Annotated in this window: 24 protein-coding genes, 1 pseudogene and 1 riboswitch; of the genes and pseudogenes, 7 read left to right on the top strand and 18 right to left on the bottom strand. The window is 73.3% G+C overall.

From position 1 onward, the window contains the following. Window positions 1–8: 8 nt before the first annotated feature. Window positions 9–356: a TFIIB-type zinc ribbon-containing protein gene (locus tag N555_RS25960; protein ID WP_231502732.1), complete on the bottom strand. Its 348-nt coding sequence runs from the start codon at window positions 354–356 to the stop codon at window positions 9–11. Between the two features lie 181 nt (window positions 357–537). Here N555_RS25960 and N555_RS0113110 point away from each other — a divergent pair, with 181 nt between their 5' ends. Further along, window positions 538–1,713 carry an acyl-CoA dehydrogenase family protein gene (locus N555_RS0113110; RefSeq protein WP_029431946.1) on the top strand — a complete coding sequence of 392 codons (1,176 nt, stop codon included), beginning with the start codon at window positions 538–540 and terminating at the stop codon, window positions 1,711–1,713. Between the two features lie 4 nt (window positions 1,714–1,717). Further along, on the top strand, window positions 1,718–2,869 hold the full coding sequence (locus N555_RS0113105) for an acyl-CoA dehydrogenase family protein (RefSeq protein ID WP_029431945.1): 1,152 nt from the start codon (window positions 1,718–1,720) through the stop codon (window positions 2,867–2,869). A 64-nt stretch (window positions 2,870–2,933) separates the two neighbouring features. Here N555_RS0113105 and N555_RS0113100 read toward each other — a convergent pair whose 3' ends face one another. The 3 genes and pseudogenes from N555_RS0113100 to N555_RS28735 form a co-directional block, all read right to left on the bottom strand. Further along, entirely contained in the window at window positions 2,934–3,758 is an 825-nt protein-coding gene (locus N555_RS0113100) for an HDOD domain-containing protein (protein WP_029431944.1), read from the bottom strand. Continuing rightward, complete coding sequence (locus N555_RS26870; RefSeq protein WP_231502731.1) at window positions 3,755–5,215, bottom strand: putative bifunctional diguanylate cyclase/phosphodiesterase; 1,461 nt, start codon at window positions 5,213–5,215, stop codon at window positions 3,755–3,757. Before N555_RS26870 ends, N555_RS0113100 begins: the two co-directional genes overlap by 4 nt. A 53-nt stretch (window positions 5,216–5,268) precedes the next feature. Then, window positions 5,269–5,520, bottom strand: a pseudogene (locus tag N555_RS28735) (PAS domain S-box protein); the annotation flags it as partial. 533 nt (window positions 5,521–6,053) lie between these two features. On the opposite strand from N555_RS28735, the gene N555_RS0113085 reads away from it, so the two are divergent. From N555_RS0113085 to N555_RS0113070, 4 genes are read left to right on the top strand one after another with little or no spacing between them, the layout of a single operon-like run. Further along, window positions 6,054–7,631, top strand: a complete 1,578-nt coding sequence (locus N555_RS0113085) for a Re/Si-specific NAD(P)(+) transhydrogenase subunit alpha (RefSeq protein WP_051684038.1) — start codon at window positions 6,054–6,056, stop codon at window positions 7,629–7,631. Beyond that, window positions 7,628–9,037, top strand: coding sequence for a Re/Si-specific NAD(P)(+) transhydrogenase subunit beta (gene pntB, locus N555_RS0113080; protein WP_029431940.1), 1,410 nt, complete (start codon window positions 7,628–7,630; stop codon window positions 9,035–9,037). The genes N555_RS0113085 and pntB overlap by 4 nt, the downstream gene beginning before the upstream one ends. Next, window positions 9,037–9,438, top strand: coding sequence for a hypothetical protein (locus N555_RS0113075; protein ID WP_029431939.1), 402 nt, complete (start codon window positions 9,037–9,039; stop codon window positions 9,436–9,438). The genes pntB and N555_RS0113075 overlap by 1 nt, the downstream gene beginning before the upstream one ends. Window positions 9,439–9,498: 60 nt before the next feature. Then, window positions 9,499–9,912: a hypothetical protein gene (locus tag N555_RS0113070; protein ID WP_029431938.1), complete on the top strand. Its 414-nt coding sequence runs from the start codon at window positions 9,499–9,501 to the stop codon at window positions 9,910–9,912. Here N555_RS0113070 and N555_RS0113065 read toward each other — a convergent pair. The 14 genes from N555_RS0113065 to N555_RS0113000 form a co-directional block, all read right to left on the bottom strand. After that, entirely contained in the window at window positions 9,872–10,402 is a 531-nt protein-coding gene (locus N555_RS0113065; protein WP_029431937.1) for a DUF4334 domain-containing protein, read from the bottom strand. The genes N555_RS0113070 and N555_RS0113065 overlap by 41 nt on opposite strands. After that, window positions 10,399–11,196 carry a pentapeptide repeat-containing protein gene (locus N555_RS0113060; RefSeq protein WP_231502730.1) on the bottom strand — a complete coding sequence of 266 codons (798 nt, stop codon included), beginning with the start codon at window positions 11,194–11,196 and terminating at the stop codon, window positions 10,399–10,401. The genes N555_RS0113065 and N555_RS0113060 overlap by 4 nt, the downstream gene beginning before the upstream one ends. 1 nt (window position 11,197) lies before the next feature. Beyond that, entirely contained in the window at window positions 11,198–11,407 is a 210-nt protein-coding gene (locus tag N555_RS0113055) for a DUF4177 domain-containing protein (protein WP_029431935.1), read from the bottom strand. A 44-nt stretch (window positions 11,408–11,451) separates the two neighbouring features. Then, window positions 11,452–11,847 (bottom strand): hypothetical protein, encoded by a 396-nt coding sequence (locus N555_RS0113050; RefSeq protein WP_029431934.1) that lies wholly within the window; start codon window positions 11,845–11,847, stop codon window positions 11,452–11,454. A gap of 58 nt (window positions 11,848–11,905) precedes the next feature. After that, window positions 11,906–12,745 carry an SDR family NAD(P)-dependent oxidoreductase gene (locus N555_RS0113045; protein ID WP_029431933.1) on the bottom strand — a complete coding sequence of 280 codons (840 nt, stop codon included), beginning with the start codon at window positions 12,743–12,745 and terminating at the stop codon, window positions 11,906–11,908. Continuing rightward, window positions 12,745–14,250 carry a flavin-containing monooxygenase gene (locus tag N555_RS0113040; protein ID WP_231502729.1) on the bottom strand — a complete coding sequence of 502 codons (1,506 nt, stop codon included), beginning with the start codon at window positions 14,248–14,250 and terminating at the stop codon, window positions 12,745–12,747. Before N555_RS0113040 ends, N555_RS0113045 begins: the two co-directional genes overlap by 1 nt. An 82-nt stretch (window positions 14,251–14,332) precedes the next feature. Then, entirely contained in the window at window positions 14,333–14,980 is a 648-nt protein-coding gene (locus N555_RS0113035) for a TetR/AcrR family transcriptional regulator (protein ID WP_231502728.1), read from the bottom strand. Between the two features lie 59 nt (window positions 14,981–15,039). Next, window positions 15,040–15,681 carry a class I SAM-dependent methyltransferase gene (locus N555_RS0113030; RefSeq protein WP_029431930.1) on the bottom strand — a complete coding sequence of 214 codons (642 nt, stop codon included), beginning with the start codon at window positions 15,679–15,681 and terminating at the stop codon, window positions 15,040–15,042. 96 nt (window positions 15,682–15,777) lie between these two features. Beyond that, window positions 15,778–16,608, bottom strand: coding sequence for an aggregation-promoting factor C-terminal-like domain-containing protein (locus N555_RS0113025; protein WP_156036349.1), 831 nt, complete (start codon window positions 16,606–16,608; stop codon window positions 15,778–15,780). 181 nt (window positions 16,609–16,789) lie between these two features. Then, window positions 16,790–16,949, bottom strand: a riboswitch (cyclic di-AMP (ydaO/yuaA leader). A 272-nt stretch (window positions 16,950–17,221) separates the two neighbouring features. Next, window positions 17,222–17,965: a hypothetical protein gene (locus N555_RS0113020; protein WP_029431928.1), complete on the bottom strand. Its 744-nt coding sequence runs from the start codon at window positions 17,963–17,965 to the stop codon at window positions 17,222–17,224. Between the two features lie 280 nt (window positions 17,966–18,245). Beyond that, window positions 18,246–19,088, bottom strand: a complete 843-nt coding sequence (locus N555_RS0113015) for an acyl-CoA thioesterase (protein ID WP_197029001.1) — start codon at window positions 19,086–19,088, stop codon at window positions 18,246–18,248. Further along, window positions 19,085–19,984, bottom strand: a complete 900-nt coding sequence (locus N555_RS0113010; protein ID WP_051684037.1) for an enoyl-CoA hydratase — start codon at window positions 19,982–19,984, stop codon at window positions 19,085–19,087. Before N555_RS0113010 ends, N555_RS0113015 begins: the two co-directional genes overlap by 4 nt. A 135-nt stretch (window positions 19,985–20,119) precedes the next feature. Next, complete coding sequence (locus tag N555_RS0113005; RefSeq protein ID WP_197029000.1) at window positions 20,120–21,391, bottom strand: amidohydrolase family protein; 1,272 nt, start codon at window positions 21,389–21,391, stop codon at window positions 20,120–20,122. Window positions 21,392–21,599: 208 nt separating this feature from the next. Further along, window positions 21,600–22,883, bottom strand: coding sequence for an amidohydrolase family protein (locus tag N555_RS0113000; RefSeq protein WP_034510367.1), 1,284 nt, complete (start codon window positions 22,881–22,883; stop codon window positions 21,600–21,602). Between the two features lie 156 nt (window positions 22,884–23,039). Here N555_RS0113000 and N555_RS26865 point away from each other — a divergent pair, with 156 nt between their 5' ends. After that, complete coding sequence (locus N555_RS26865; protein ID WP_029431923.1) at window positions 23,040–23,693, top strand: TetR/AcrR family transcriptional regulator; 654 nt, start codon at window positions 23,040–23,042, stop codon at window positions 23,691–23,693. The last annotated feature ends 38 nt before the right edge of the window (window positions 23,694–23,731 follow it).

Below are 23,731 nucleotides of genomic sequence, written 5' to 3'. Positions count from 1 at the left end.
ACCCCTCCTCAGCCGAAGAGGTCGCTGAGGAAGGACTCCTTGCGCTTCTTCTCGTACGGCCGGCGGGAGGAACTCGAGTGCGAGCGGCCCTGGACCTGGCCGAGCACCTCGCTGACGACCGACCCGAGCCCCCCGGAGGACGCCGCCCGCTGCTGGTCCCGGTACCGGTCGTCCTCCCGGTCGTGGTCGGAGCGGTAGCGGCCGTCGGCCACCGGTGCCGGCTTCGGGGCGCGGGCCTCGCCGTGCCAGTCGTTCTCGGCGTCGATCAACCGCTCGAGCTCACCCCGGTCGAGGAAGATCCCGCGGCAGTCGCTGCACTGGTCGACGTGGACGCCGTTGCGCTCGTAGGTGCGCATGGTCCCGTGGCACTTCGGGCAGGTCAGCTCCATGATCGCGGCAACGCCCGCCGCGGGCGGGGGGTTCCCGCGAGCGGGGGCGCCCGTCCCGTGCTACCCGCCGGTAACAGATGTGGGATCGTCGTCGTCACACGCACGAGAGGGCGTCGCCCACGGTGGCCGACGTCAGGAGAGAGGTCCGATGCGGTTGCAGCTGTCCCCGGAGCTCGAGGCTTTCCGGGAGGAGATGCGCACCTTCTTCACCACGCAGGTGCCCCAGGAGATCCGGGACACCGTGGCCGCCCGCCGCCACGTCAGCAAGGACCAGTACGTCGAGGCCCAGCGCGCGCTGAACGCCGCCGGTCTCGCCGTGCCGCACTGGCCGGTCGAGTGGGGCGGCAAGGACTGGACGCCGCTGCAGCGCCACATCTGGCGCGAGGAGATGCAGCTCGCGTCGGTCCCCGAGCCGCTGGCGTTCAACACGTCCATGATCGGCCCGGTGCTCGCGCAGTTCGGCAACCAGGAGCAGAAGGAGCGCTACCTGGCCAAGACCGCGAACCTCGACATCTGGTGGTGCCAGGGCTTCTCCGAGCCCGACGCCGGCTCCGACCTGGCGTCGCTGCGCACCACCGCCGTCCGCGACGGCGACGACTGGATCGTCAACGGCCAGAAGACCTGGACCACGCTCGGCCAGCACGCCGACTGGATCTTCTGCCTCTGCCGCACCGACCCGACCGCGGAGAAGAAGCAGCGCGGCATCTCGCTGCTGCTCTTCCCGATGGACACCCCGGGCGTCACGCTGCGGCCGATCGAGCTGCTCGACGGCAGCTTCGAGGTCAACGAGGTCTTCTTCGAAGACGTCCGCGTCCCCGCGGAGAACCTCGTCGGCGAGGAGAACCAGGGCTGGACGATCGCCAAGTTCCTGCTCGGCAACGAGCGGGTCGGCATCGCCCGGGTGGGCACCACCAAGTCCTACCTGGCGCTGGCCAAGGAGCTGGCCCGCGAGACCACCGTCGGCGGCCGCACGCTGCTGGACGACCCGCGGATGGCCGGCCGGATCGCCGAGGTCGAGAACGAGCTGCTGGCGCTGGAGCTGACCGCGCTGCGCGTGGTCGCCAACTCCGCCGACGGCCGCCCGCACCCGGCGTCGTCGGTGCTCAAGCTGCGCGGTTCGGAGCTGCAGCAGGCCGCCACGGAGCTGCTGGTCGACATCGCCGGCCCGCTCTCGCTGGCCTCGTACGCCGACGGCGGCTCCGACGTCCCGGACTGGGCCCGGGTGACCGTGCCCGAGTACCTGAACTACCGGAAGGTCTCCATCTACGGAGGCTCCAACGAGGTGCAGCGCACCATCATCGCCGGCACGATCCTGGGGCTCTGACGAGATGAACTTCGAGTTCGACAGCGAGCAGAACGACCTGCGCGAGGCCGTCCGCGGCCTCCTCGACCGGGCCTACGGCGACGCCGAGCAGCGCCGCCAGGTCACCAAGAACGACCCCGGATTCGACGAGAAGACGTGGGGCCAGCTCGCCGAGATGGGCGTGCTGGGCCTGCCCTTCCCCGAGGAGGACGGCGGCATGGGCGCCGGCCCGATCGAGGTGGCGATCGTCGCCGAGCAGATCGGCCGTGTCCTGGCGCCCGAGCCCTTCGTCGAGGCCGTGGTGCTGGCCGGTGGCCTCGTCGCCGCCGTCGGCACCGCCGAGCAGCGCGCCGAGCTCCTCGGCCCGCTGAGCGAGGGCAGCAGCGTGCTCGCCTTCGCGCACGCCGAGCCCGGCACCCGGTGGAGCGCCTCGGCCGCCGGCGTGACCGCCACGCAGGACGGCGACTCCTGGACGCTCACCGGCGTCAAGGAGCCGGTGCTGAACGGCGCCCGCGCCGACGTCCTGGTGGTCAGCGCCGTCACCGACGGCGGCACCGCGCTGTTCGTCGTCGACGGGGAGGCCTCGGGCCTGTCGAGGACCGGCTACCGCACCCACGACGGCGGCCGGGCGGCCAACGTGACGTTCGCGTCGACCCCCGCCCGGCTGCTCGGTGAGGGCACCGCGGACCGCAGCGCCGACGTCGAGCGGGCCTTCGCCCTCGCGCGGATCGCCTACGCCAACGAGGCGGTCGGCGCGATGGAGACGGCGCTGCGCACCACGTCGGAGTACCTGACGCAGCGCAAGCAGTTCGGGGTGACGCTGAACAAGTTCCAGGCGCTCACCTTCCGCGCCGCGGACATGTACGTCTCCCTGGAGCTGGCCCGCAGCACCGCGCTGTGGGCGAGCATGGTCGCCGACGCCGGTGGAGACGTCGTCTCCGCCGCCGATCGGGCCCGGCTGCAGACCAGCCGCGCGAGCCGGCACATCGGCAAGGAGGCCATCCAGCTGCACGGTGGCATCGGCGTGACCGCGGAGTACAAGATCGGGCACTACACCAGCCGGCTCACCGCGATCGACCACGTGCTCGGTGACGGCGACTTCGCCCTCGACCGGCTCGCGGCCACCGTCGGGGAGCACCCGACCGTCGACCCGCTGGGCGCGCCCTACACGGGCTGAGCACTCCCCCACGGCAGCGGCCGGCGTCCCCGAGCGGGGCGCCGGCCGCTGTCGTCGGTGCGGACTAGCCGTCGAGCATCGCCCGGCGGAGCTCGTCGGCGTCCTGGGCGACCTGGTCGAGGACGGGTGCGACCGCGTCCTCGCGGACCTGGCCGTCGGTGAGCTGCGCGACGTCGACCGGCTGGTAGCCGGGCTGGGTCAGCCGGGCGGCCAGCTCGAAGGCACAGCGCAGCAGCGCTCCCTCGGTCGAGCTCCGGTCGTCGACGGCGGCCAGCGGTCCCACCATGCTGCGCGGGAAGCCCCACTGCTCCAGCGCGACCCCGGTCAGCCGCATCCCCGAGATCCCGTAGCGGCGCACCTCGGCGGCCCGGCGGCCGGGAAACGTCGACTCCTCGGCCAGCAGCTCGCCGTAGCCCGCCGGGTCGTTGTGGTGCAGCAGCGCGACGCCGACCTGCGCCAGCAGACCCAGGCAGAGCGCGTCCTGGGGCCGCTCGCCGAACCGCGGCGCCAGCAGCGACGCCGCCAGCGCGACGCTGGTCGTGCTGGCCCAGAAGTCCCCGGGCAGCCGGGACTCGTCGTCGAGGTCGGTGAGCGCGACCGTCGCCATGGTGCGGACGGTGGTGAACCCGACCACGGTGACCGCGAACTGCAGCGAGGCCACCCGGCCGCGCATCCCGAAGTAGGCGCTGTTGGCCAGCTTCATCACGCGGCTGGCCAGGGCGACGTCGGCGGCGAGGATGTCGGCGAGGACGCGGGCGCTGGTCTCGTCGGAGTTGGCCACCGACACGATCTGCGCGGCGACGGGCTTCTGGGCCGCCATCGTGTCGATGCTGGCCAGCAGCGTGTCCAGGTCGAACGAGGGCGCGGCGGCGAGCTGCGGGCGGGTCACGTCTGCTCCGGGGTGGGTCGGGTCGGGAGGGTGGCCGGGCTGCCGGCCCCGGGCGCGCGCTGGGCGTACCAGGCCGCCGCGCCGGCGCCGCTCATCGGCTGCGCCAGGTGGAAGCCCTGCAGGTACGTGGCGCCCAGGCGGGTCAGCTGCTCGGCCATCTCCGCGGTCTCCACGCCCTCGGCGACGGTGCACAGCCCGAGGCTGCCGGCGAGCGCGATGACGGCCGTGGTGATCTCGGTGTGGCCCTCGGCCAGCTCCGCGACGAAGGTCCGGTCAACCTTGAGGCAGTCGACCGGGAGGTGCCGCAGGTAGGCCAGCGACGAGTACCCGGTGCCGAAGTCGTCGATGGCCAGCTGCACACCGAGGTCGCGCAGCTGCTGGAGGATCGCCCGCGCCGCGGCCGGGTCCTGCATGAGCGCGGACTCGGTGATCTCGATCGACAGCCGCGAGGCGTGCAGGCCGTGCCGGTCGAGCGCGGCGACGACGAGGCCGTGCAGGTTGTCGTCCAGCTGCAGCGCCGACACGTTGACGTTGGCCCGGCCCGGGGCGTCGGGGCCCAGGAGCGCGTCCCACTCGGCCAGCTGGCGGCAGGTCTCGTCCAACACCAGCGACCCCAGGGGGCCGATCAGGCCGCTCTCCTCGGCCAGGGGAACGAAGGTGACGGGGCTGATCGGGCCGCGCTCGGCATGCTGCCAGCGCGCCAGCGCCTCCACCGCGGTCGAGCTGCCGTCGACGGTGCCGAAGATCGGCTGGTAGAGCAGGGTGATCTCGCGCCGCTCGATCGCGTCGCGGAGGTCCGCGACCAGCCGCAGCTTGTCGCGGGCCTCGGCACGGGCGCGGTGGTCCAGGACGGTGATCCGCCCCTTGCCGCCGCTCTTGGCCTGGTACATCGCGATGTCGCAGTCGCGGATGAGGTCGTCGGGCGACGTGTGCTCCTCGGCCTGCACGGTGACGCCGACGCTGGCGTGCGGGCGGACGTCCACGCCGCCGAGCCGCACCGGCGCGGCCAGCGCCGCGCCGATCCGCTGGGCGAGCGCGACCGCGTCGTCCTCGTCGACGTCCTCGCAGACGACGACGAACTCGTCGCCGCCGAAGCGGGCGACCAGGTCGCCCGGCCGCACCACCGCGCGCAGCCGGTCGGCGACCTCGACCAGCAGCTCGTCGCCGGCCGCGTGCCCGAGGGAGTCGTTGACCACCTTGAAGTCGTCCAGGTCGAGGAAGAGGCAGGCCAGGCCGGAGGCGCCGCGGACGAAGCGCTCCGCGACGTGCCCGGCCAGGAGGGTGCGGTTGGGCAGCCCGGTGAGCGGGTCGTGGTTGGCCTGGTGGGCCAGCGTGGTCTCGAACGCCAGCCGCTCGGTGATGTCCTCGATGGTGGCGACGAAGCCGGCTCCGACGCCGGGGGTGAACAGGTGGGCGAACCGGATGACGGTCCTCCGCTCGCCACCGTCCTGCAGCACAGGCGGGCGGAGGCCTCGCTGTCGCCGCCACCGAGGACGACGGCCACCTGCTCGATCACGTGGTCGAGGTCGTCGGGGTGGATGGAGCCCATCCACCCGGTGCCGAGCAGCTGCTCGGCCTGGAGCCCGACCAGCGTGCAGAAGGCGTCGTTGACGTGGGCCAGCCGCATCCCCTGCTCCGAGAGCAGGGTGGGGACGGGCGAGCGCTCGGTCAGGGTGGCGAACCGCTGCTCGTGGGCGTCGGCGCTGGCCCGCAGCGCGCGCTCCTGGTCGTTGTCGGCCGAGATGACCCGCAGGTTCCACATCCGGCCGGTCGGCGTGGGCGTGCAGACGACGACGCACTCGGTGAAGACACCGCTGGCCGTCCGCACCGGGAGGTTCATCCGCGCGGTGCGCTCGCGCCGCAGCAGGAGCTTGAGCTCGCTGCCGCGCAGCGACGGCAGCAGCTGCGCGACCGGGAGGCCGCAGAGGTCCTCGAGGGCGTAGCCGAGCAGGTGCACCGCACCCTCGTTGCCCCAGGAGAGCCGGGGAACGTCGGACATCTCGGCGACCAGCAGGGCCAGCGTGTCGCTGACCGAGGCCCCGTAGAAGACCGACGACACGATCTCTGGTGCGACCCGGGGGTCGACCGGCGTGGGAGTCGCTGTCACGGTCCTCCCTCCGTCCTGTGTTGCGCGTGCAGGTGGTGCGCGCCGGTCTTCTCCCGGCACTGCTGTGGACTACGGCCTCCCGGTGTCTCCCCTGCACCCGTGGCCGGTCGGTACCACCCGGTCGGGGGGTATCCGGTCCCCCCGGGTGCCGGAGGGCCGCCGACAGGCCCCGGCTGGTAGGAAAGCTCGTGCTCATCGGCGTTCCACGCGAGTCGTCCCCCGGCGAGACCCGGGTGGCCGCCACCCCGACCACCGTCCGGTCCCTGATCGGCCTGGGCCACGAGGTGGTGGTCGAGTCCGGCGCGGGCGCGGCGGCCAGCCACCCCGACGAGGCCTACGCCGAGGCCGGTGCCCGCATCGGCACCGCGGCGCAGGCGTGGGGCGCCGGGCTGGTCCTGCACGTGGGCAAGCCCGCCCGCGCGGAGCTCGACCTGCTCCGCGAGGACGCCGTGCTGGTCAGCCTGCTGGCACCGGCGTTCGACCCGAACATGATCCGGGAGCTCACCGGCCGGCCGGTCACCGCGCTGGCGATGGACGCCGTCCCCCGCATCTCCCGCGCCCAGTCGCTGGACGTGCTGTCGTCGATGGCGAACATCGCCGGCTACCGGGCGGTCATCGAGGCCGCGCACGCCTTCGGCCGGTTCTTCACCGGCCAGGTCACCGCGGCGGGCAAGGTGCCGCCGGCGAAGGTCCTGGTCGCCGGCGCGGGCGTGGCCGGGCTCGCCGCCATCGGCGCCGCCACCAGCCTGGGCGCGATCGTCCGCGCCACCGACGTCCGCCCCGAGGTGGCCGACCAGATCGAGTCGATGGGCGGCCAGTACGTGGGCGTGCCGGCCGACGAGCCGCAGCCGGGTGGGGGCACCGGGTACGCGTCGGTCACCTCCGACGACTACAACGAGCGCGCCGCCGTGATGTACGCCGAGCAGGCCCGCGACGTCGACATCGTCATCACCACCGCGCTGATCCCCGGCCGGCCGGCGCCGCGGCTGCTCACCGCCGAGATGGTCGCCTCGATGACGCCCGGCTCGGTCATCGTGGACATGGCCGCCGCGCAGGGCGGCAACGTCGAGGGCTCGGTCGCCGACCAGGTCGTGACGACGCCCAACGGCGTCACGATCATCGGGTACACCGATCTGCCCGGGCGGCTCCCGGCCCAGGCCTCGCAGCTGTACGGCACCAACCTGGTCAACCTGGTCAAGCTGCTCACGCCCGCCAAGGACGGCGAGCTCGTGCTCGACATGGACGACGTGGTGATCCGGGCGATGACCGTCGTCCGCAACGGCCAGGTGCTCTGGCCGCCGCCGCCGGTCGCCGTGTCGGCCGCGCCCGCGGTCGCCGCACCTCCGCCCCCGCTGGTGAAGGTCGAGAAGCAGCCGATGACGACCGGCCGCCGGTCGGCGCTGGTCGGGCTGGCTGCGGCGCTGCTGTTCGTGGCGACGGCGTTCGCCCCGAACCAGCTGGTCGGCAACCTGACGGTGTTCGCGCTGTCGGTGGTCATCGGCTACTACGTGATCGGGCACGTGCACCACGCGCTGCACACGCCGCTGATGAGCGTCACCAACGCGATCTCCGGGATCATCGTCGTCGGCGCGATCCTGCAGCTGGGGCACATCAGCGGGGTCGTGACCGTGCTCGCGTTCATCGCCGTGCTGCTGGCGAGCATCAACGTCTTCGGTGGCTTCGCCGTCACCCGCCGGATGCTCGGCATGTTCACCCGCGGCCCCGCCCGCGCAGCCGTCACCACGACCGCGGGAGCGCACCGATGAGCCTCGAGTCCGCGGCCGCGGCCGCCTACCTCGTCGCCGGCCTGCTGTTCGTCCTGTCCCTGGCCGGGCTGAGCAAGCACGAGACCGCCAAGGCCGGCAACGGCTACGGCATGGCCGGCATGGCCCTGGCGCTGGTCGCCACCGTCGCGCTGGCCGCCGACGACCTCGAGGCCGCCGCGATCGTCGCGATCCTGGTCGCGATGGCCGCCGGCGCGGCGATCGGCCTGTGGCGGGCCCGGCAGGTCGAGATGACCGGCATGCCCGAGCTGATCGCGCTGCTGCACTCCTTCGTCGGCCTGGCCGCCGTCCTGGTCGGCTGGAACGGCTACCTCTCCGTCGAGGGCGCCCCCGAGGGCGAGGCCGAGGTCCTGGGCCTGGCCACCGAGATCCACTCCGCCGAGGTCGCGATCGGCGTCTTCATCGGCGCGGTGACCTTCACCGGCTCGATCGTCGCCTTCCTGAAGCTCTCGGCCCGGATCCGGTCCAACCCCCTGGTGCTGCCGGGCAAGAACTGGCTGAACCTCGGCGCGCTGGCCGCTTTCGCCGTCCTGACCGTCGTCTTCGTGATCTCGCCGAACCTGCCGGTCCTCGCGGTCCTGACCGCGCTGGCGCTGGCGCTGGGCTGGCACCTGGTCGCCTCGATCGGCGGCGGCGACATGCCCGTCGTCGTGTCGATGCTCAACAGCTACTCCGGCTGGGCGGCGGCCGCCTCCGGGTTCCTGCTGGACAACGACCTGCTGATCATCACCGGCGCGCTGGTCGGCTCCTCGGGTGCCTACCTGAGCTACATCATGTGCCAGGCCATGAACCGCTCGTTCATCTCCGTCATCGCCGGCGGCTTCGGCAACGAGGGCGCCGCCGCGTCCGGCGGTGGCGAGGAGGGCGAGCACACCGAGATCACCGCCGCCGAGGTCGCCGAACTGCTCCAGGACGCCGAGTCCGTGGTCATCACGCCCGGCTACGGCATGGCCGTGGCGCACGCCCAGGGGCCTGTCGCCGACCTCACCCGCCGGCTCACCGACGCCGGCGTCGACGTCCGCTTCGGCATCCACCCCGTCGCCGGCCGGCTCCCCGGCCACATGAACGTGCTGCTGGCCGAGGCCCGGGTCCCCTACGACGTCGTCCTGGAGATGGACGAGATCAACGACGACCTCGCGCGGACCTCCGTCGTCCTCGTGATCGGCGCCAACGACACCGTGAACCCCTCGGCCGCCGAGGACCCGTCCAGCCCGATCGCCGGCATGCCGGTGCTGCGGGTGTGGGAGGCCGAGAACGTCATCGTGTTCAAGCGGTCCATGAACACCGGCTACGCCGGGGTGCAGAACCCGCTGTTCTTCCGGGAGAACACCCGGATGCTCTTCGGCGACGCCCGCGAGCGGGTCGAGGACATCCTCAAGGCGCTGTGATGTCGGCGACCGGCCTGCTGGTGAGCCCCGCCTGGCTGATCGGCGGGTTGCGCAACGTGCCCGGTTACCTGGCCACCGACCGCCGCGGCCTGACCTTCACCAGCGACGAGCCGGTGTTCGACGTCGCGCTGCGGCAGGTCACCGATGTGACGTGGCCGTGGTGGTGGTTCGGCGGCGGCGTGAAGCTGACCGCGGCCGGGCAGCGGTGGGGCATCACGTTCGTGCGGCCCACCGGCATGCCGGCGCCGCAGCCGTCGATGCTGGCCACCGGCGTCGGCGTGTTCGCGCTGCTCGGCGGCGCACCCGGCGTCCTGCACGACCTGGACGCCCTGCGGGGGCTCGCCGACGTCGGCACGGGGCGCGCCGCCGGCCGGCTCTGGCGGGACGTCCTGCCCGGCTGACCGGTCGCGGTGTCGGCGGGCCGCCTTGCGCCCGGCGCCGCCGCCGTCGACGGTTGCCGGGTGGACCCCTTCCGGCTGCCGCGCATCCCCGGCCTCTCCGACCTCGTCTCGCTGCTGCAGACGCAGACGGAGGCCCTCGCGTCGCTGCCACGCACGCTGACCGACCTCAACGGCGCGGTGCGCGAGCTGATCACCGCGACCCGGACGGCGACGGCGGCCATCGCCTCGGCGCAGCGGACCGCCGAGCGGCTGGAGGCCCTGGTCGAGGAGCTGGAGGAGCCCGTCCGGGCGCTGCGGCCGGGCCTGGTCCGGGTGGGCCGGGTGCTCGACGACCCGGTGGTCGACGGGCTGCCGGAGACGGTGCGCCGGCTGTCCGAGGACCTGCTGCCGATCGTCTCCGGGCTGCGTCAGGCGCAGTCGCGGGTGGAGTCGGTCACCGGCCTGCTGCGCCGGCGCGGTCCGGCGGGCGACTGAGCACGAAGGCGAACGGCTCGTCGAGACCGCGCATGTCCATGAGCCCGAGCAGAGTGCGCCCGTCGACCCGGCGGAAGGTGTCGACCACCGGCAGCGCGTCGTAGACGATCGCCGCGGTGGCCACCCCGCGGGCGGTCACCGTGCGTACCCGGGCGCCGGGCCGGCGGGCCCGCAGCAGCGGCCGGAGGACGGCGAACCCGGCCCGCGCGAGCGGGGTGCGCGCCAGCCCCGGCGCGCGCAGCAGCAGCCCGAGCGGCGCCGGCCAGGGCGTCACCGGCACCGGGGTCCCCCGCCGGCCGGCGAACAGCAGCGGGTGCACGGTCTCGGCGTCGACCACGTCCTTGCCCACCCAGCGGTGCAGGGTCAGCAGCCCGTCCAGCCGGCTCCCCGTGGGCAGCTCGGCCCCCCGCCAGCGGCCGACCAGCTCCGCCGGGGTCACCGGCGCGAGGGTGTCGTAGAGGGCCAGGACGCCCGCGGCGGTCGCCGTCACCCGAGTCCGGCCGGCAGGACGGTGGCGCCGTCGGTGCGGGCGGCGGCCACCTGGGGCCGGGTGAGGAACAGGGCGTCGCGCAGGTCCGCCCCGCGCAGGTCCGCTCCGCGCAGGTCGGCGCCCAGCAGGTCGGCGCCGCGCAGGTCCACTCCCCGCAGGTCGGCGCCGATCAGGTAGGCACCGCGCAGGCAGGCCGCCCGGAGGTCGGCCCGGCGGAGGTCCCGGCCGAGCAGGTCGGCGCCGGAGCGGTCCCGCCGCGGGCCCGGGAGCTCCGCGCGGACCAGCTCGCTGACCTCCCGCAGCAGGACGCCGGCCTCGCGCCGCAGCCCCCCGGTGTCGAGCGCGGCGAGCTCGGCGGCCCCGGCGTCCCGCAGCGCGCGGGCCCGGTTCCGGGCGGCGGTCAGCCGCGGGTGGACCGGTGCCGCGGCCGGCCGGGTCAGCGCCTCCGACAGGTACCAGAGCAGCTCGGAGACCTGGCGCATCGCGTCGAGCACCTCTGCCGCCCCCGGCTCGGCGCGGGGGTCGCGACCGCGGTACGTGACCTGCACCAGCTGCTGTCCGGCGCCGAAGCAGTCGAAGGCCACGCACCCGGGGAAGCCGCGCTCGGCCAGCTGCGCGTGGATGCCGCACCGGTCGTCGGCGGCGAGGTTCGGGCAGGCCCGGCCGGCCGGCTTGTCGATCGCGAAGTCGGCCGAGGCGGCGAACGGGGGCAGCACGCAGCACAGCGCCGCGCAGCGCGCGCAGTCGGCGTGCAGGAGGGCCCGGTCGTCGGCCTCGATCGATCCCCGCTCCACCTCAGGCGGTCGGCCGCTCGAAGGTCACCAGCACGCCCTCGACGCCGCCGGGGCCGATCCGGCCCTTCACCTCGACCGCGGTGATGGCCTTGAGCTGCCAGCCCTCGCGGGCGTGGTCGTTCAGCACCTTCTCCAGCCGGTCGCCGGACATCTTGCCGCCGAGCATGCCCTCGCGGAGCTCCTCGACCTTGTACTCGTACCGCCCGGCCATGTCGTGCTCCTCGCTCTCGCCCCCGGATCTGCAGTCTCCCAGGGTCAGGTACCGGGCGGCGGCGCCGTCCCCTCCTCGGCCGGGGGCGCGGGAGTCCGGACGAGATCGGCCACGGCACCCTCCAGGCGGGCCCACGTCGCGCTCCACTCGACGAGCGGGTCCAGCAGCCGCTCGAACACGGCCAGCTGCTCGTCGAAGGCCTGCAGCTGCGCGACCATCCCCTGGATCTGCCGGCGCTGCCCGCGCACCGCGCCGTCGATCGCCTTCAGCTGGGCCGCCGACATGGCCCCCGGCGGCGACGGCAACCGGGGCAGCGAGAAGCCGCCGGGCACGGCGCCCGCGGCCATGCCCCGCGCGCGCTCGGTGAAGCCGCGCAACTGGGCCACGAAGTCCTCGATCGACCGCGGCACGCGCCCGCCGGCCGGTTCCTGCTCGCTCACGGTGCCCCCTCCGGCCCGACCGCTGCGGGCGCCGGACCAGTGTGCCGCGCGGCAGCGGTCAGCGGCGCATCCCGGCGAGCTTCGTGACCGCGGCGAGGAGCCGGCCGTAGCCGCCGGGGGCGACCCGGACCAGCACGTCGGGGATCTTCGCGCTGATCCCGATGAGCAGCCGGGGCCGCCGCTTCTCCACGGCGTCGACGATCAGTGCCGCGGCCTTCTCGGCCGGGAAGGTGAGCAGCTTCGCGAAGTCGGCCTTGCCGGCCGCGGCCTCCTCGGCGTCGACCCCGCTGGCCACCCGTGCGGTCTCGGCGATGCGGGTGCGGATGCCGCCGGGGTGCACGCTGGTCACGCCGACGCCGTCCTCGGCCAGCTCGTGCCGCAGCGCCTCGGTGAACCCGCGGACGGCGAACTTGCTGGAGCTGTACGCGGCCTGCCCGGCCGGGGCCATGAGCCCGAACAGGCTGGACAGGTTGACCACGTGCGACCCGGGGTGGGCCTTCAGCGTCGGCAGGAAGGCCTTGGTCAGGCGGACCACCGCGCGGAAGTTGATCTCCATGACCCAGTCGAACTCGTCCAGGGTCACCTGGTCGAAGCGGCCCCCGAGCGCGACGCCGGCGTTGTTGACCAGCAGCGTGGTGCCCGGGTGGGCGGCGACCAGCTCGTCGGCGACCCGCTGCGTCGCGACCGGGTCGGCGAGGTCGACCACGGCGGTGTCCACGGAGATCCCCGGGTGCGCGGCGCGGACCGACGCGGCGACCTCGGCCAGCCGCCCGGCATCCCGGTCGACCAGGACCAGGTCGCTGCCGCGGGCGGCGAGCAGAGGGGCGAGGGCGGCGCCGATGCCGCTGGCGGCACCGGTCACGACGGCCGTGCCGCCGGCGAAGCGGTAGGCGTCCATCAGGCGGCCACCTCCTGCACGGCGGGCTGCTTCCGGGAGAACCGGATGCCCTCGTCCTCGACGGGGCCGCGCCGGATCAGCACGACGTCGCGGATGTAGTTCTGGTACAGCTTCCACGGCGCCCGGCCGCCCTGCTTGGGCAGCTGGTCGAGGCTGCGCTGCACGTAGCCGGAGCTCAGCCCGAGGAAGGGCTCGCGCTCGGGGTCGGCCGGGGCCAGCGGGGTGGCCACGTCGTAGCCGTTGCGCTCCATGTGCTCCAGCAGCCGGCTCACGTAGCGGGCGACGAGGTCGGCCTTCAGCGTCCACGACGCGTTCGTGTAGCCGATGGTCAGCGTGAAGTTCGGGACGCCGGAGATCATCATCCCCTTGTAGGAGACCGTCTCCCCCAGCTCCACCGGGGCGCCGTCGACGGTGAGCGTCATGCCGCCGACCGGGAGCACGTTCAGCCCGGTCGCCGTGACGATCACGTCGGCGTCCAGGTGCTGTCCCGACTCCAGCTGGATGCCGGTCTCGTCGAAACGGGCGATCCGGTCGGTGACGATCGACGCCTTCTCCTCGCGGATGACGCGGAACAGGTCGCCGTCGGGGACCACGCACAGCCGCTGGTCCCACGGGTCGTAGGGCGGCGTGAAGTGCGTGGCGACGTCGTACCCGGCCGGCAGCTGCTTCTCCTGGGCCTGGCGCAGCACCTTCTTCATCAGCGCGGGCCGGCGGCGGGACAGCTGGAACGAGGCCATCGAGAGCAGCACGCTCTTCCACCGGATCACCGGGTAGACGACGCGCTGGGGCAGGAAGCGGCGCAGCGACTCGGCCAGCTTGTCCCGGCCGGGCAACGAGACGACGTAGGTCGGGGTCCGCTGGAGCATGGTGACGTGCTCCGCCTGCGGGGCGAGGCTCGGCACCAGGGTGACCGCGGTGGCGCCGCTGCCGATGACCACGACCCGCTTGCCGGTGACGTCGAGGTCCTCGGGCCAGTGCTGCGGGTGGATCACCTGCCCCCGGAAGGTGTCGGCACCCTCGAAGCGGGGGGTGAAGCCCTCGTCGTAGCGGTAGTAGCCGGAGCAGACCGACAGCCAGCCGCAGGTGATCGTGAGCCGCTCGCCGGTGTCGGAGCGCTCGACGGTGACCCTCCAGCGCGCGTCGTCGCTCGACCACTCCGCGCCCAGCACCCGGTGGTGATAGCGGATCTTCGCGTCGACGCCGTACTCGCGGGCGGTCTCCTCGATGTAGCGGCGGATCGAGGTGCCGTCGGCGATGGCCTGCGGATCGGTCCACGGCCGGAACGAGTAGCCCAGGGTGAACATGTCGGAGTCCGAGCGGATCCCCGGATAGCGGAAGAGGTCCCAGGTGCCGCCCATCGCGGCCCGGGCCTCCAGGACGGCATAGGTGGTGCCCGGCCGCTCCTCCTCGAGGTGGCAGGCCGCGCCGATGCCGGACAGGCCGGCTCCGACGATCAGGACGTCGACGTGCTCTGCAGTCATCGGGCTCCCGCTCTCCTCGGTCATCACGGCCATGGTGCACCGCGCCGACGCCGTTGTCGACACGGTGTCGAGTAGTTCAACGACGTGTCGGGCGGGAGGGTGCGGGTCAGGCCGGCGCGTCGTCGGAGCCGTAGATGGTGCGCAGCCAGACGGTCAGCAGCACGTCGAGCAGGGCGTCCTCGGCGAGCCCCGGCCCGCGGCCGGAGACCGAGACCTGGATGACCCGCTCGTTCATCCAGTTGAGGGCGACGGCGAGGTCCCGTGCCGGCGGGCCGGGCGGTGCGGCCCCGCGGGCCCGCTCGGCCTCGATGGCGGCCGCGGTCTCGACGACGAAGTCCTCCATGACCCCCGACCACACCGACTGCACCTCGGGACTGGCTGCCAGCAGCTCCGTCGCGGCGGCGGTGAGCGCGCGGTGGTCGCGGAAGGTGTCCCGCACGGTGACCAGCGCGGCTCGCCACGCGGCCCGGGCACCGGCGGCCCCGGCCAGCGCCGCCGTCCGAGCGGCACGGGCCTCGGCGACGACGCGGTCCAGCAGCGCGAGGACGACCGCCTCCTTGGAGGCGAAGTAGAAGTAGAACGTCGACCGCGAGATGCCGGCGCCCCGCGCGAGGTCGTCGACCGAGATGTCGGCCAGCGGGCGCTCCTCGAGCAGCCGCTCCGCGGTGGCCAGCAGCGCGCGCTCCCGGTCGTCGCCGGAGGGCCGGCGCGCCCGTCGTCCACGTCCGGCGCCGGGGTCCTCCTCGATGCTCACCACCCGACGCTATCGGGTGTCGATCGTCTCGACACCGCGTCGACGTGAGCTCGACCCGTTCAGGGCAGTCGCCACACCGTCGTCCGGCGGGTCCCCGGGCCCTCGGTCTCGGCGATCTCGTACACCGCCGCCTCGGCCAGCCGGTCGTGCGGCAGGTAGGGCCGGCCCGGGTCGCCGAGGTACACGGCACGCCCTCCGGCGCGGGCCCGGTCGAGGAACGGGAGCACCCGCTCGGCCATCTCCCGGTCGTAGCAGACGTCACCGGCCAGCACGACGTCCACCGGAGGCAGGGGGTGGGCCAGGACGTCGCCCAGCACGCTGATGCCGTCGACGCCGTTGAGGCCGGCGTTGACCCCGATCGCCGTCCGGCTGTAGGCGTCGACGTCGCTGGCCAGGACGCGGGTGGCTCCGGCGAGCCGGGCGGCGACGGCGACCAGGCCGCTTCCCGAACCCAGGTCGAGCACGACGCGCCCGGCGACGGTCTCCGGGGCGTCGAGCACGAACCGGGCCAGCGCCTGACCGCCGGGCCACGCCGCCGCCCAGAACGGCGGCGCCTCCCCCGCTCCGCCGGCGACCTCCATCGCCTCCCAGAGGGCGACGACGTCGTCGGCGACGTGCAGCCGCACCTCGGGCACCGAGGACGGCCGCCGCACCGAGGTGTGCGCCCGGACGAACCCGGCGGGCACCACGGACGGCGTCATCTCACGAGTCCATCACTCCCGGCGCGTGGCCGGAGAGGCCCCCTCGCAGGGGCCCACGCCGAGCGTGCGAGGCGTGGGGGGCGAGGGGGTCCTTCCTCAGTACCAGCCGGTCGACTGCGAGTGGGCCCAGGCGCCGCAGGGGCTGCCGTAGCGGCTGTCGATGTAGATCAGGCCGGCGTCGATCTGGCGGTAGCCGTCGCTGGTCTTGGCGATCCCGGTGCTCGCCCACGTGGAGTTCAGGAACTGCGGGATGCCGTACGCGGTGCTCGACGGGTTCTGCGCGTTGGGGTTCCAGCCGCTCTCCTTGCCCCACAGCGACTCCAGGCAGGAGAACTGCGAGGCGCTCCCGACCTGGGACATCGCGTAGTCCTTGAACGAACCGGAGTGTCCCGACGCGGCGGGGGCCGGCGCGGCGGCCCGGGGCGCGGGGGCGGGGGCGGCAGCCGCAGCAGCCTGCGCCTGGGCGGCGGCCTGCGCCTGTGCGGCTGCCTGGGCCTCTGCGGCGGCCTGGGCCTCCGCTGCGGCGCGGGCGGCCGCCTCGGCGGCAGCCGCCTCGGCGGCGCGGCGGTCGAGCTCGGCCTGGTCGGCGGCCTGCTGGGCCGCGGCGGCCCCGATGGCCGCCATGCCGCGCTCGGACCGCGAGGCGGCGAGGTCGCCGAGCCCGGACAGGTCGGCCGAGGAGTCGGCGGCCGGCGCGACGCCGTCGATGCCGAGCGCCTGGGCGACGCTCACCGACTCGGCGACCGGAGCGGCGTCGGCGGCCGCGGTCGGCTCGCCGGTGGCGAGGACGCTGACCAGGACGCCGCCGGCGGCCGCGGCGGCCAGGAGCACGCCGGGACGGCGCGCACGGGTCGGCGGCAGGACACGGCGGAGCCGGGCGGAGCCGATGCGGGCGAAGCGGGCACGGGCAGTGTGGTGCGAGGACATGCGGGAGTTGCTCCGAGGGAGAGTGCGCAGGCGCCGACCAGCCCCCGGTGGGGACGGCGAGGCGGTGCTGGTGTCTTCGGGTACGGGGGGCGGGCGCTCAGGCCGGCCGGACGAGCAGGGCGTCCTGCCGGCGGCGCCCGCGGGCCGCGGGAGCCCGGAGGCGGTGCATGCGGAGACTCTCCGTTTCTTCCATGGCCGCCTACCGAGTTAGCTGACGGGTTCGGGAGGGAAGTCGCCCTACCCGCGGCCGAGCTGGGCTCGGTACGCGGGATTCACCCCAGTACTGCGATGGGTCCCCGGCTCGCTCCGCGTGCGCGGTCACGACTCGGCGGCGTCCAGCCGAACTCCCCGGGTGGGGACGAGACGACCGGCTGGACGGGAGCCACGGTAGGTGCGTTACCGGTCCGTGACAATCCCCGGGGCGCGGAGCCGCTGCGTGACGGGCTCCGTCCCACCCGTCCCGCGGGCCTCCCCCGCACTGCCGGACGCGACGCACGGTCACCACCGCGGAGGCCGGAACCCACTGGTCAGAGCGCGACCCCGGCACAGGGACGCCGCGCGGCTCAGGTCCCCGACCGGGACCCTCCGGCCGTTCCCCGCACCGTGACCGGACTCACGAGGCGACTCTCGTGGCGACTCCCGCCGCGACGGGGTGCTGCTCGTCGGGGACGACGGCGAGGGCGGCGGGGGTCAGGCCGGCGACCACCTGCAGCGCCGAGTTCACCTGCTCCCGCAGCGCGGCCAGTGACTCCCATGCCCGGTCCCGCTGCCGGCGCAGCTCGTCGGCCTCGCCCCGGATCTCGGCGAGCTGCCGCTGCGACTCCGCCACCTCGACGGCCCGGTCCCGCTCGGCGGCCGCCACCGCCTCCGCCGCCTGCTCGGACGCCGCCGCGGCGGCCGCCCGCAGGCCCTCCACGTTGGCGAGGCGGGCCCGCGCCTCGGCCCGGGCCTCGTCCCGGATGCGCTCGGCCTCGGCCTCGGCGGCCGCGGTGATCGCCGTGGCGTGCTCGGCGGCCTGGACGAGCAGCTGCTGGGCCTGGTCGGCGCGCGGCCGCTCGGTCCGCTCACGGGCGATCTGGGCCAGCCGGAGACGGGCGCTCGCCAGCTCCGCGGAGCAGGCCGCGTACCGGCTCAGGAGGTGGTCGCTCTCGCGCCGGGCGAGGGCCAGCTCCGACTCCGCCCAGGTGACGTAGTTGTCCACCTGCATCCGGTCGTAGCCGCGCAGGGCCCCGCGGAAGCAGGGATCCGTGCCGAGGAGTCCGTCGAGCCCGCTGGGGGCCTGCGGACCCGTCGTCCCGGTCGGGGAGGGAGCCTCCTCGACCGCGGGTGGCACCAGGACCTGCGCTCGCAGCGACATCGACGTCCCCCTCTGGACTGCCCACCCGGCCGTCCCCCGCGCCGTGTGCCTCCGAGGTTGCTGGACGGCGAGCGGCTGCGCAGGCTCGCGCAGATCACGGAACGGGCACGGTCGGGGTGTCGCGGGGCCGTGTCCCCATGTCGTCACCGAGAGCTGCCAGGAGGTGACTCCTGGGGACCGGCGGCTGGCAGCGCACGGGTGCGAGCCGGGCCCCCGACGGGGCCCGGCTCGCATGTCCGTGTCAGCGCGTCCCGGGGGTCGCGGCCCCCGGGACACCGCGTCAGAGCCCTGAGCCGCCCGTCATGGGCCGGATCATCGACTCCTGGGTGGCCGTGGCGACCAGCCGGCCGTCCTCGGTGAAGATCTCGCCGACGCCGAAGGCCCGGCCACCGCCGGTGAACGTGCTGCGCAGCGAGTACAGCAGCCACTCCCCCGCGGAGAAGTCGTCGTGGAAGTACAGCGTGTGGCTGAGCACCCCCGTCGACAGGTCCCGGTGCGCGCGCTTGAGCCCGACCCCCTCGTGCGGCCGCATGGCGGCACCGATGAAGGAGTTCGTGCTCGCCCAGGTCAGCAGCGCCTGGGAGACGTCGCGCTCGGTGCGCTCGGTGGCCCAGCGCGACCAGTACTGCAGCTCGGGCGGCCCGACGAGGGCCGGGTCGAACACGTCGACGGCACCCACGGTGCGCTGCTCGTGACCGGTCAGGTAGCTGTCCTGCTCCGGGGCGGCGTCCGGTCCCCCGGTGGCCGGCGGCTCTGCGTCGTGCCGGATGACGTCGCCCTCGTCGGCGCCGAGCAGGACCAGCGAGCGGGCCAGCTTCCGGTCGCCCTGGCTGACCGTCACGGTGATCGACGCCAGCGACCGGCCCTCGTGGAAGCGCTCGACCTCGAGGGTGACCGGCGAGTCCGCGCGGCCGGTGCGGGCGAAGTTCGACGAGATCGACGTGACCCGCTTGCCGCCGGCCTCGGCGGTCGCGGCCACGATCGCCTGCGCGATCATCTGCGCGCCGGCCACGACCGGCCCCTCGGTGGCGAGGCACTGGCCGACGTACCGGCCGTCGCCGTCCTTCTCCAGCCGGAGCACCCGCAGGACGTCGTCCACCGTGGGACGCACTGCCTCGGTCACGCCGAGGTGCCGTTCGACGCCGCCGTGGCCGGAGCGCCGGTGATCGCCCCGAGGATGCCGTCCTCGGCCTTGCCCACGGGGTACCGGTCCTCGTGCACCCAGGCCCAGTGGGCGTGGTTGAGCTCGTGCAGCGTCAGGCAGGCCTTGAGCGCGTTCTGGAAGCCCATGTTGTCCACGGACTGGTTGACCGACTCCTTGGCCAGCAGTGCCGCCATCGTGGGCAGCTGCGCGATCTTGCGCGCCAGGGCCAGCGCACCCTCGGCGAGCTCGTCGGCGGGGAAGACCTTGCTGACCATCCCGAGCGCGTGGGCCTCGACCGCGCCGATCGAGTCACCGGTGAGCAGCAGTTCCTTGGTCTTGCGCGGGCCGAACTCCCACGGGTGGGCGAAGTACTCCACGCCGCACATGCCCAGCCGCTGACCGACCACGTCGGAGAACTGGGTGTCCTCGGCGGCCACGATGAGGTCGCACGCCCACGCGAGCATCAGGCCCGCGGAGATCACGTTCCCGTGGACCTGGGCGATGGTGATCTTGCGCAGGTCACGCCAGCGGGCGGTGTTCTGGAAGTAGTAGTGCCACTCCTGCAGGTACAGCTTCTCCGCGCCCTGCCGGGTGCCGCCGTCGATGGTGACGCTGTGGTGCTGGGACGGGCCCGGCATCCACTCGGCGATCGACTGCTTGGAGCCGGTGTCGTGACCGGAGGAGAACACCGGCCCCTCCGCGCCCAGGATGATCACGCGGACCTGGTCGTCCATCTCGGCGGCCCGGAAGGCGTCGTCGAGCTCGACGAGCATGCCGCGGTTCTGCGCGTTGCGCTGCTTGGGCCGGTTCAGGTTGATCCGGACGATCGTGCCGTCGTCCAGCGGCTCGTAGGTGATGAACTGGTAGTCGGCCATGCGTGCTCTCCGCCTCTCCGCCCGGCGCCGTCGCCGGGGTGGGTCCGATCAGTGGGAACTGCTGCGGACACGACGAAGGCGCCGGCCGGACGGTCGTGCTCGTCCGGCCGGCGCCTCACGTCGTGGTGGTGCCTGTTACGCGGCGATGACCTTGTCGTCGGCGGCGAAGCCGAAGAGCTTGTTCAGGTTGCCGCCCATGACCTTGGCCTTATCCACGTCGGACAGACCCTCGAGCTCGTTCATGTACTCGATCGGGTCGTGCAGGCCCTCGGGGTGCGGGTAGTCCGAGCCGAAGACGACGTTGTCGACGCCCATGGCCTCGATCACGCCGATCACGTCCTCCTCGAAGAAGGGGTGCAGGACGATCGACCGCTTGAGCGCCACGGTCGGGTCCTCGTCGAAGGCGCCCGGGTTGCGGCCGTAGACCTTCGCCATCGTGCCGAGGAGCGGCTTGAGCCAGGAGCTGCCGTTCTCCACGGGCATGAACCGCAGGTCGGGGAACCGGGTCGCCAGGCCGTGGCCGACGATCGAGGTCACCGTGTCCTTGATGCCGCGGTACTCGGCCGACACCAGGGCGTGGAAGCCCGAGTTCTTGACGAAGGGCAGGTGCTCGCCCTGGTGGCCCTCCCACTCGTTCAGGTAGCGGGTCTGGCCGTCGTCGGAGGAGTGCATGCCGACGACGAGGCCGGCCTCGTTCACCCGCTCCCAGAACGGGTCGTACTCCGGCAGCGCGAACGAGCGGCGCCGGCCGTTGTAGCCGGGCACGGGCGCCGGGCGGATCAGGATGGCCTTGGCGCCGTGCTCGACGACGTAGTCGAGCTCGGCCAGCGCCTTGTCCAGGACCGGCAGGGTGATGACCGGGGTCGGGAAGATCCGGTTCTCGTAGTTGTAGGTCCAGTGCTCGAGCATCCACTCGTTGAGCGCGTGCACCATGACGTGCGTGGCGTCGGGGTCGTCGGCGAGACGCTCCTCGAGCAGCGACGCCAGGGTCGGCCACATGACGGCGCGGTCCAGGCCCAGCTCGTCGAGCACCGGCAGCCGGTCGGCCGGGTTGAAGAACGCCGGCGGCGACTCGATGTACTTGGGCGGCATGCCCTCGATCGTCTTGCGGTCCTCGTTCGTCGTCTCGCCGAAGCTGGTCTTGTTGCTCAGCGGCTTGTGCTTCGACGAGGGGTTCTTGGCGCGGAACTCCAGCTCGAGGGCCCCGGGAGGCGCCACCTTGTTGAAGGTGGGGTTCGGGATGTACTCGCTGATGACGTTGCGCAGCGCGATCTTGGTACGCCCGTTGACCTGCACGTACTTGACCAGGCCCGCGTACTCCGCGGGGAGGTACTTGGTGAAGGCGTCGGTGGTCTCGTAGAAGTGGTTGTCGGCGTCGAACACCGGGAAGTCGAGTCGTCGGGCCACGAGGCCTCTCCTCATTCGTTTGCGAACGCGCTCCAGGCCGGTGCGGCGACCGGGGATGCACGTGGGAACAGCGGCATCCCGAAGGTAGCAGTGGGCTGAGTCACCTTCAAGACTCTGAATTCGATTCAATGACGACCATCGAAGTGTTCTGCCGCACAGTCTGCCGCGGTGCCGGCCGGGTCGCCGAGCGGCGACCCGGCCGGCGTCCTCACGCCGCGGCGGGCAGGGCCCCGCTGTCGGCCGGGAAGCCGAGCAGCTTGTTCAGGTTGCCGCCCATGATCTTGGCCTGGTCCTCGACCGGCAGGCTGTCGATCTCGTCGACGAAGCTCGTCGGGTCGTGCATGCCCTCCGGGTGCGGGTAGTCCGACCCGAAGACGACGTTGTCGGCACCGATCGCGTCGACGACGCCGAGGATGTCCTCCTCGAAGAACGGGTGGAGCATGATCGACCGCTTGAGCGCGACCGACGGGTCCTCGTCGAAGGCGCCGGGGTTGCGGCCGTAGACCTTCTTCATGGTCTCCTGCAGCGGCTTGAGCCACGCGCTGCCGTTCTCCACCGGCATGAACCGGATGTCGGGGAACCGGGTCGCCAGGCCGTGGCCGACGATCGAGGTCACGGTGTCCTTGATGCCCCGGTACTGCGCCCCGAGGAACTTGGAGAACCCCGACGGCTTCTGCCCGAAGGGCAGGAACTCACCGACGTGGCCCTCCCACTCGTTGAGGTAGCGCTGCTGCCCGTCGTCGGAGGAGTGCATCCCGACGAGGACGCCGGCCTCCTGGACGCGGGCCCAGAACGGGTCGTACTCCGGCAGCGCGAACGACCGGCGGCGGCCGTTGTAGCCGGGCACCGGGGCCGGGCGGACGAGGATGGTCTTGGCGCCGCGCTCGACGACGTAGTCCAGCTCGGCCAGCGCCTTGTCGACCAGGGGCAGCGTGATGACCGGGGTCGGGAAGATCCGGTTCTCGTAGTTGTAGGTCCAGTGCTCGATCATCCACTCGTTGAGCGCGTGGACCAGCACGTGAGTCGCGTCCGGGTCGTCGGCCAGGCGCTCCTCGAGCAGGCTCGCCAGCGTCGGCCACATGATCGCCCGGTCGATCTTCAGCTCGTCCATCAGCTGCAGCCGGGGCCCGGGCTCGAAGAACGCCGGGGGCGACTCGATGTACTTCGGCGGCATGCCGGCCAGGTTCTCGTCGCCGGCCTTCTTGGACGAGTCGTGGAACTGCGCCGCACCCCCGACCGGGACGTGCTTGGACGACGGGTTCTTGAGCCGGAACTCGATCTCCTGGGCGCCGGGCGGGGCGACCTTGTTGAACGTCGGGTTCGGGATGTACTCGCTGATGGTGTTGCGCAGCGCGATCTTCGTCCGCCCGTTGACCTGCACGTACTTGACCAGCCCGGCGTAGTCCGGCGGGAGGTACTTGGTGAAGGCATCGGTCGTCTCGTACATGTGGTTGTCGGCGTCGAACACCGGGAAGTCGAGCCTTCTCGACACGGGAGCTCCTCCTCGTCACGGCGGGCGGGTGGGCACGCTGGGGCCGGCCGGGCACGCCTCCGGGCACGGACGCGCCGACCCTAGCCCGTGGTCTGAGTCACCTTCAATCCCCTGAAGGACACTCAGGCGATCCGTTCTCCTGGCAGACTCGGGGGCGTGCCGGCCGCTGAAGGATCCGCCCCAGCCCGCCCCGACCCCGCCCTCACCGATCCCGCCACCGCGGCCCGTGAGCGCCGGCGGCTGGAGCGGCTGGAGGCCGGCCGGCGGGAGATCCTGGACGTCGCCGAGCGGCTCTTCGTCGAGCACGGCTACGAGGGCACGAGCCTGGAGCAGATCGCGGCGGGGTGCGGCTACTCGGTCGGCAGCATCTACAACTTCTTCACCAACAAGGACGCCCTCTACTCCGCCGCCCTCGAGCGGCACGCCACCTCACTCGGCACCTCCTTCCGCGCGTCGGCCGAGCCCGCGGCCCCGGGCATCGAGAAGGTGGTCGCCATGGCCCGCGCCGCCGTCCACGACCTGCGCGGCTCCCCCCGCAACGCGCGGCTGACGGCGACGTCGATGGGCGTGGACCTCGCCGGCAACGCCGACCGCACGTCGTTCCGGGCCGTCCTCGAGGCCTACGCCGAGGCGATCGCCGACGGGCAGCGCGACGGGACCGTGCGGGCCGGGAACCCGCGCCACCTCGCCCAGTTCGTCGGCGGCCTGGTGCTGGCACAGGCCCAGGTGGACCCCGAGATCACCGCGGACCCCGACGGCATCACGCTCGACGACTTCCTCGACATCGTGCGCGGCGCCCTCTCCGCCTGACCGGGGAATGCCCCTCCCCCTGACCTCGTTGCACGCAG

This window comes from Blastococcus sp. URHD0036 (assembly GCF_000701365.1).
Lineage (GTDB): Bacteria > Actinomycetota > Actinomycetes > Mycobacteriales > Geodermatophilaceae > Trujillonella.
Note: the sequence above shows the minus strand (reverse complement) of the source record. Positions and strands in the feature narration are given on the sequence as shown.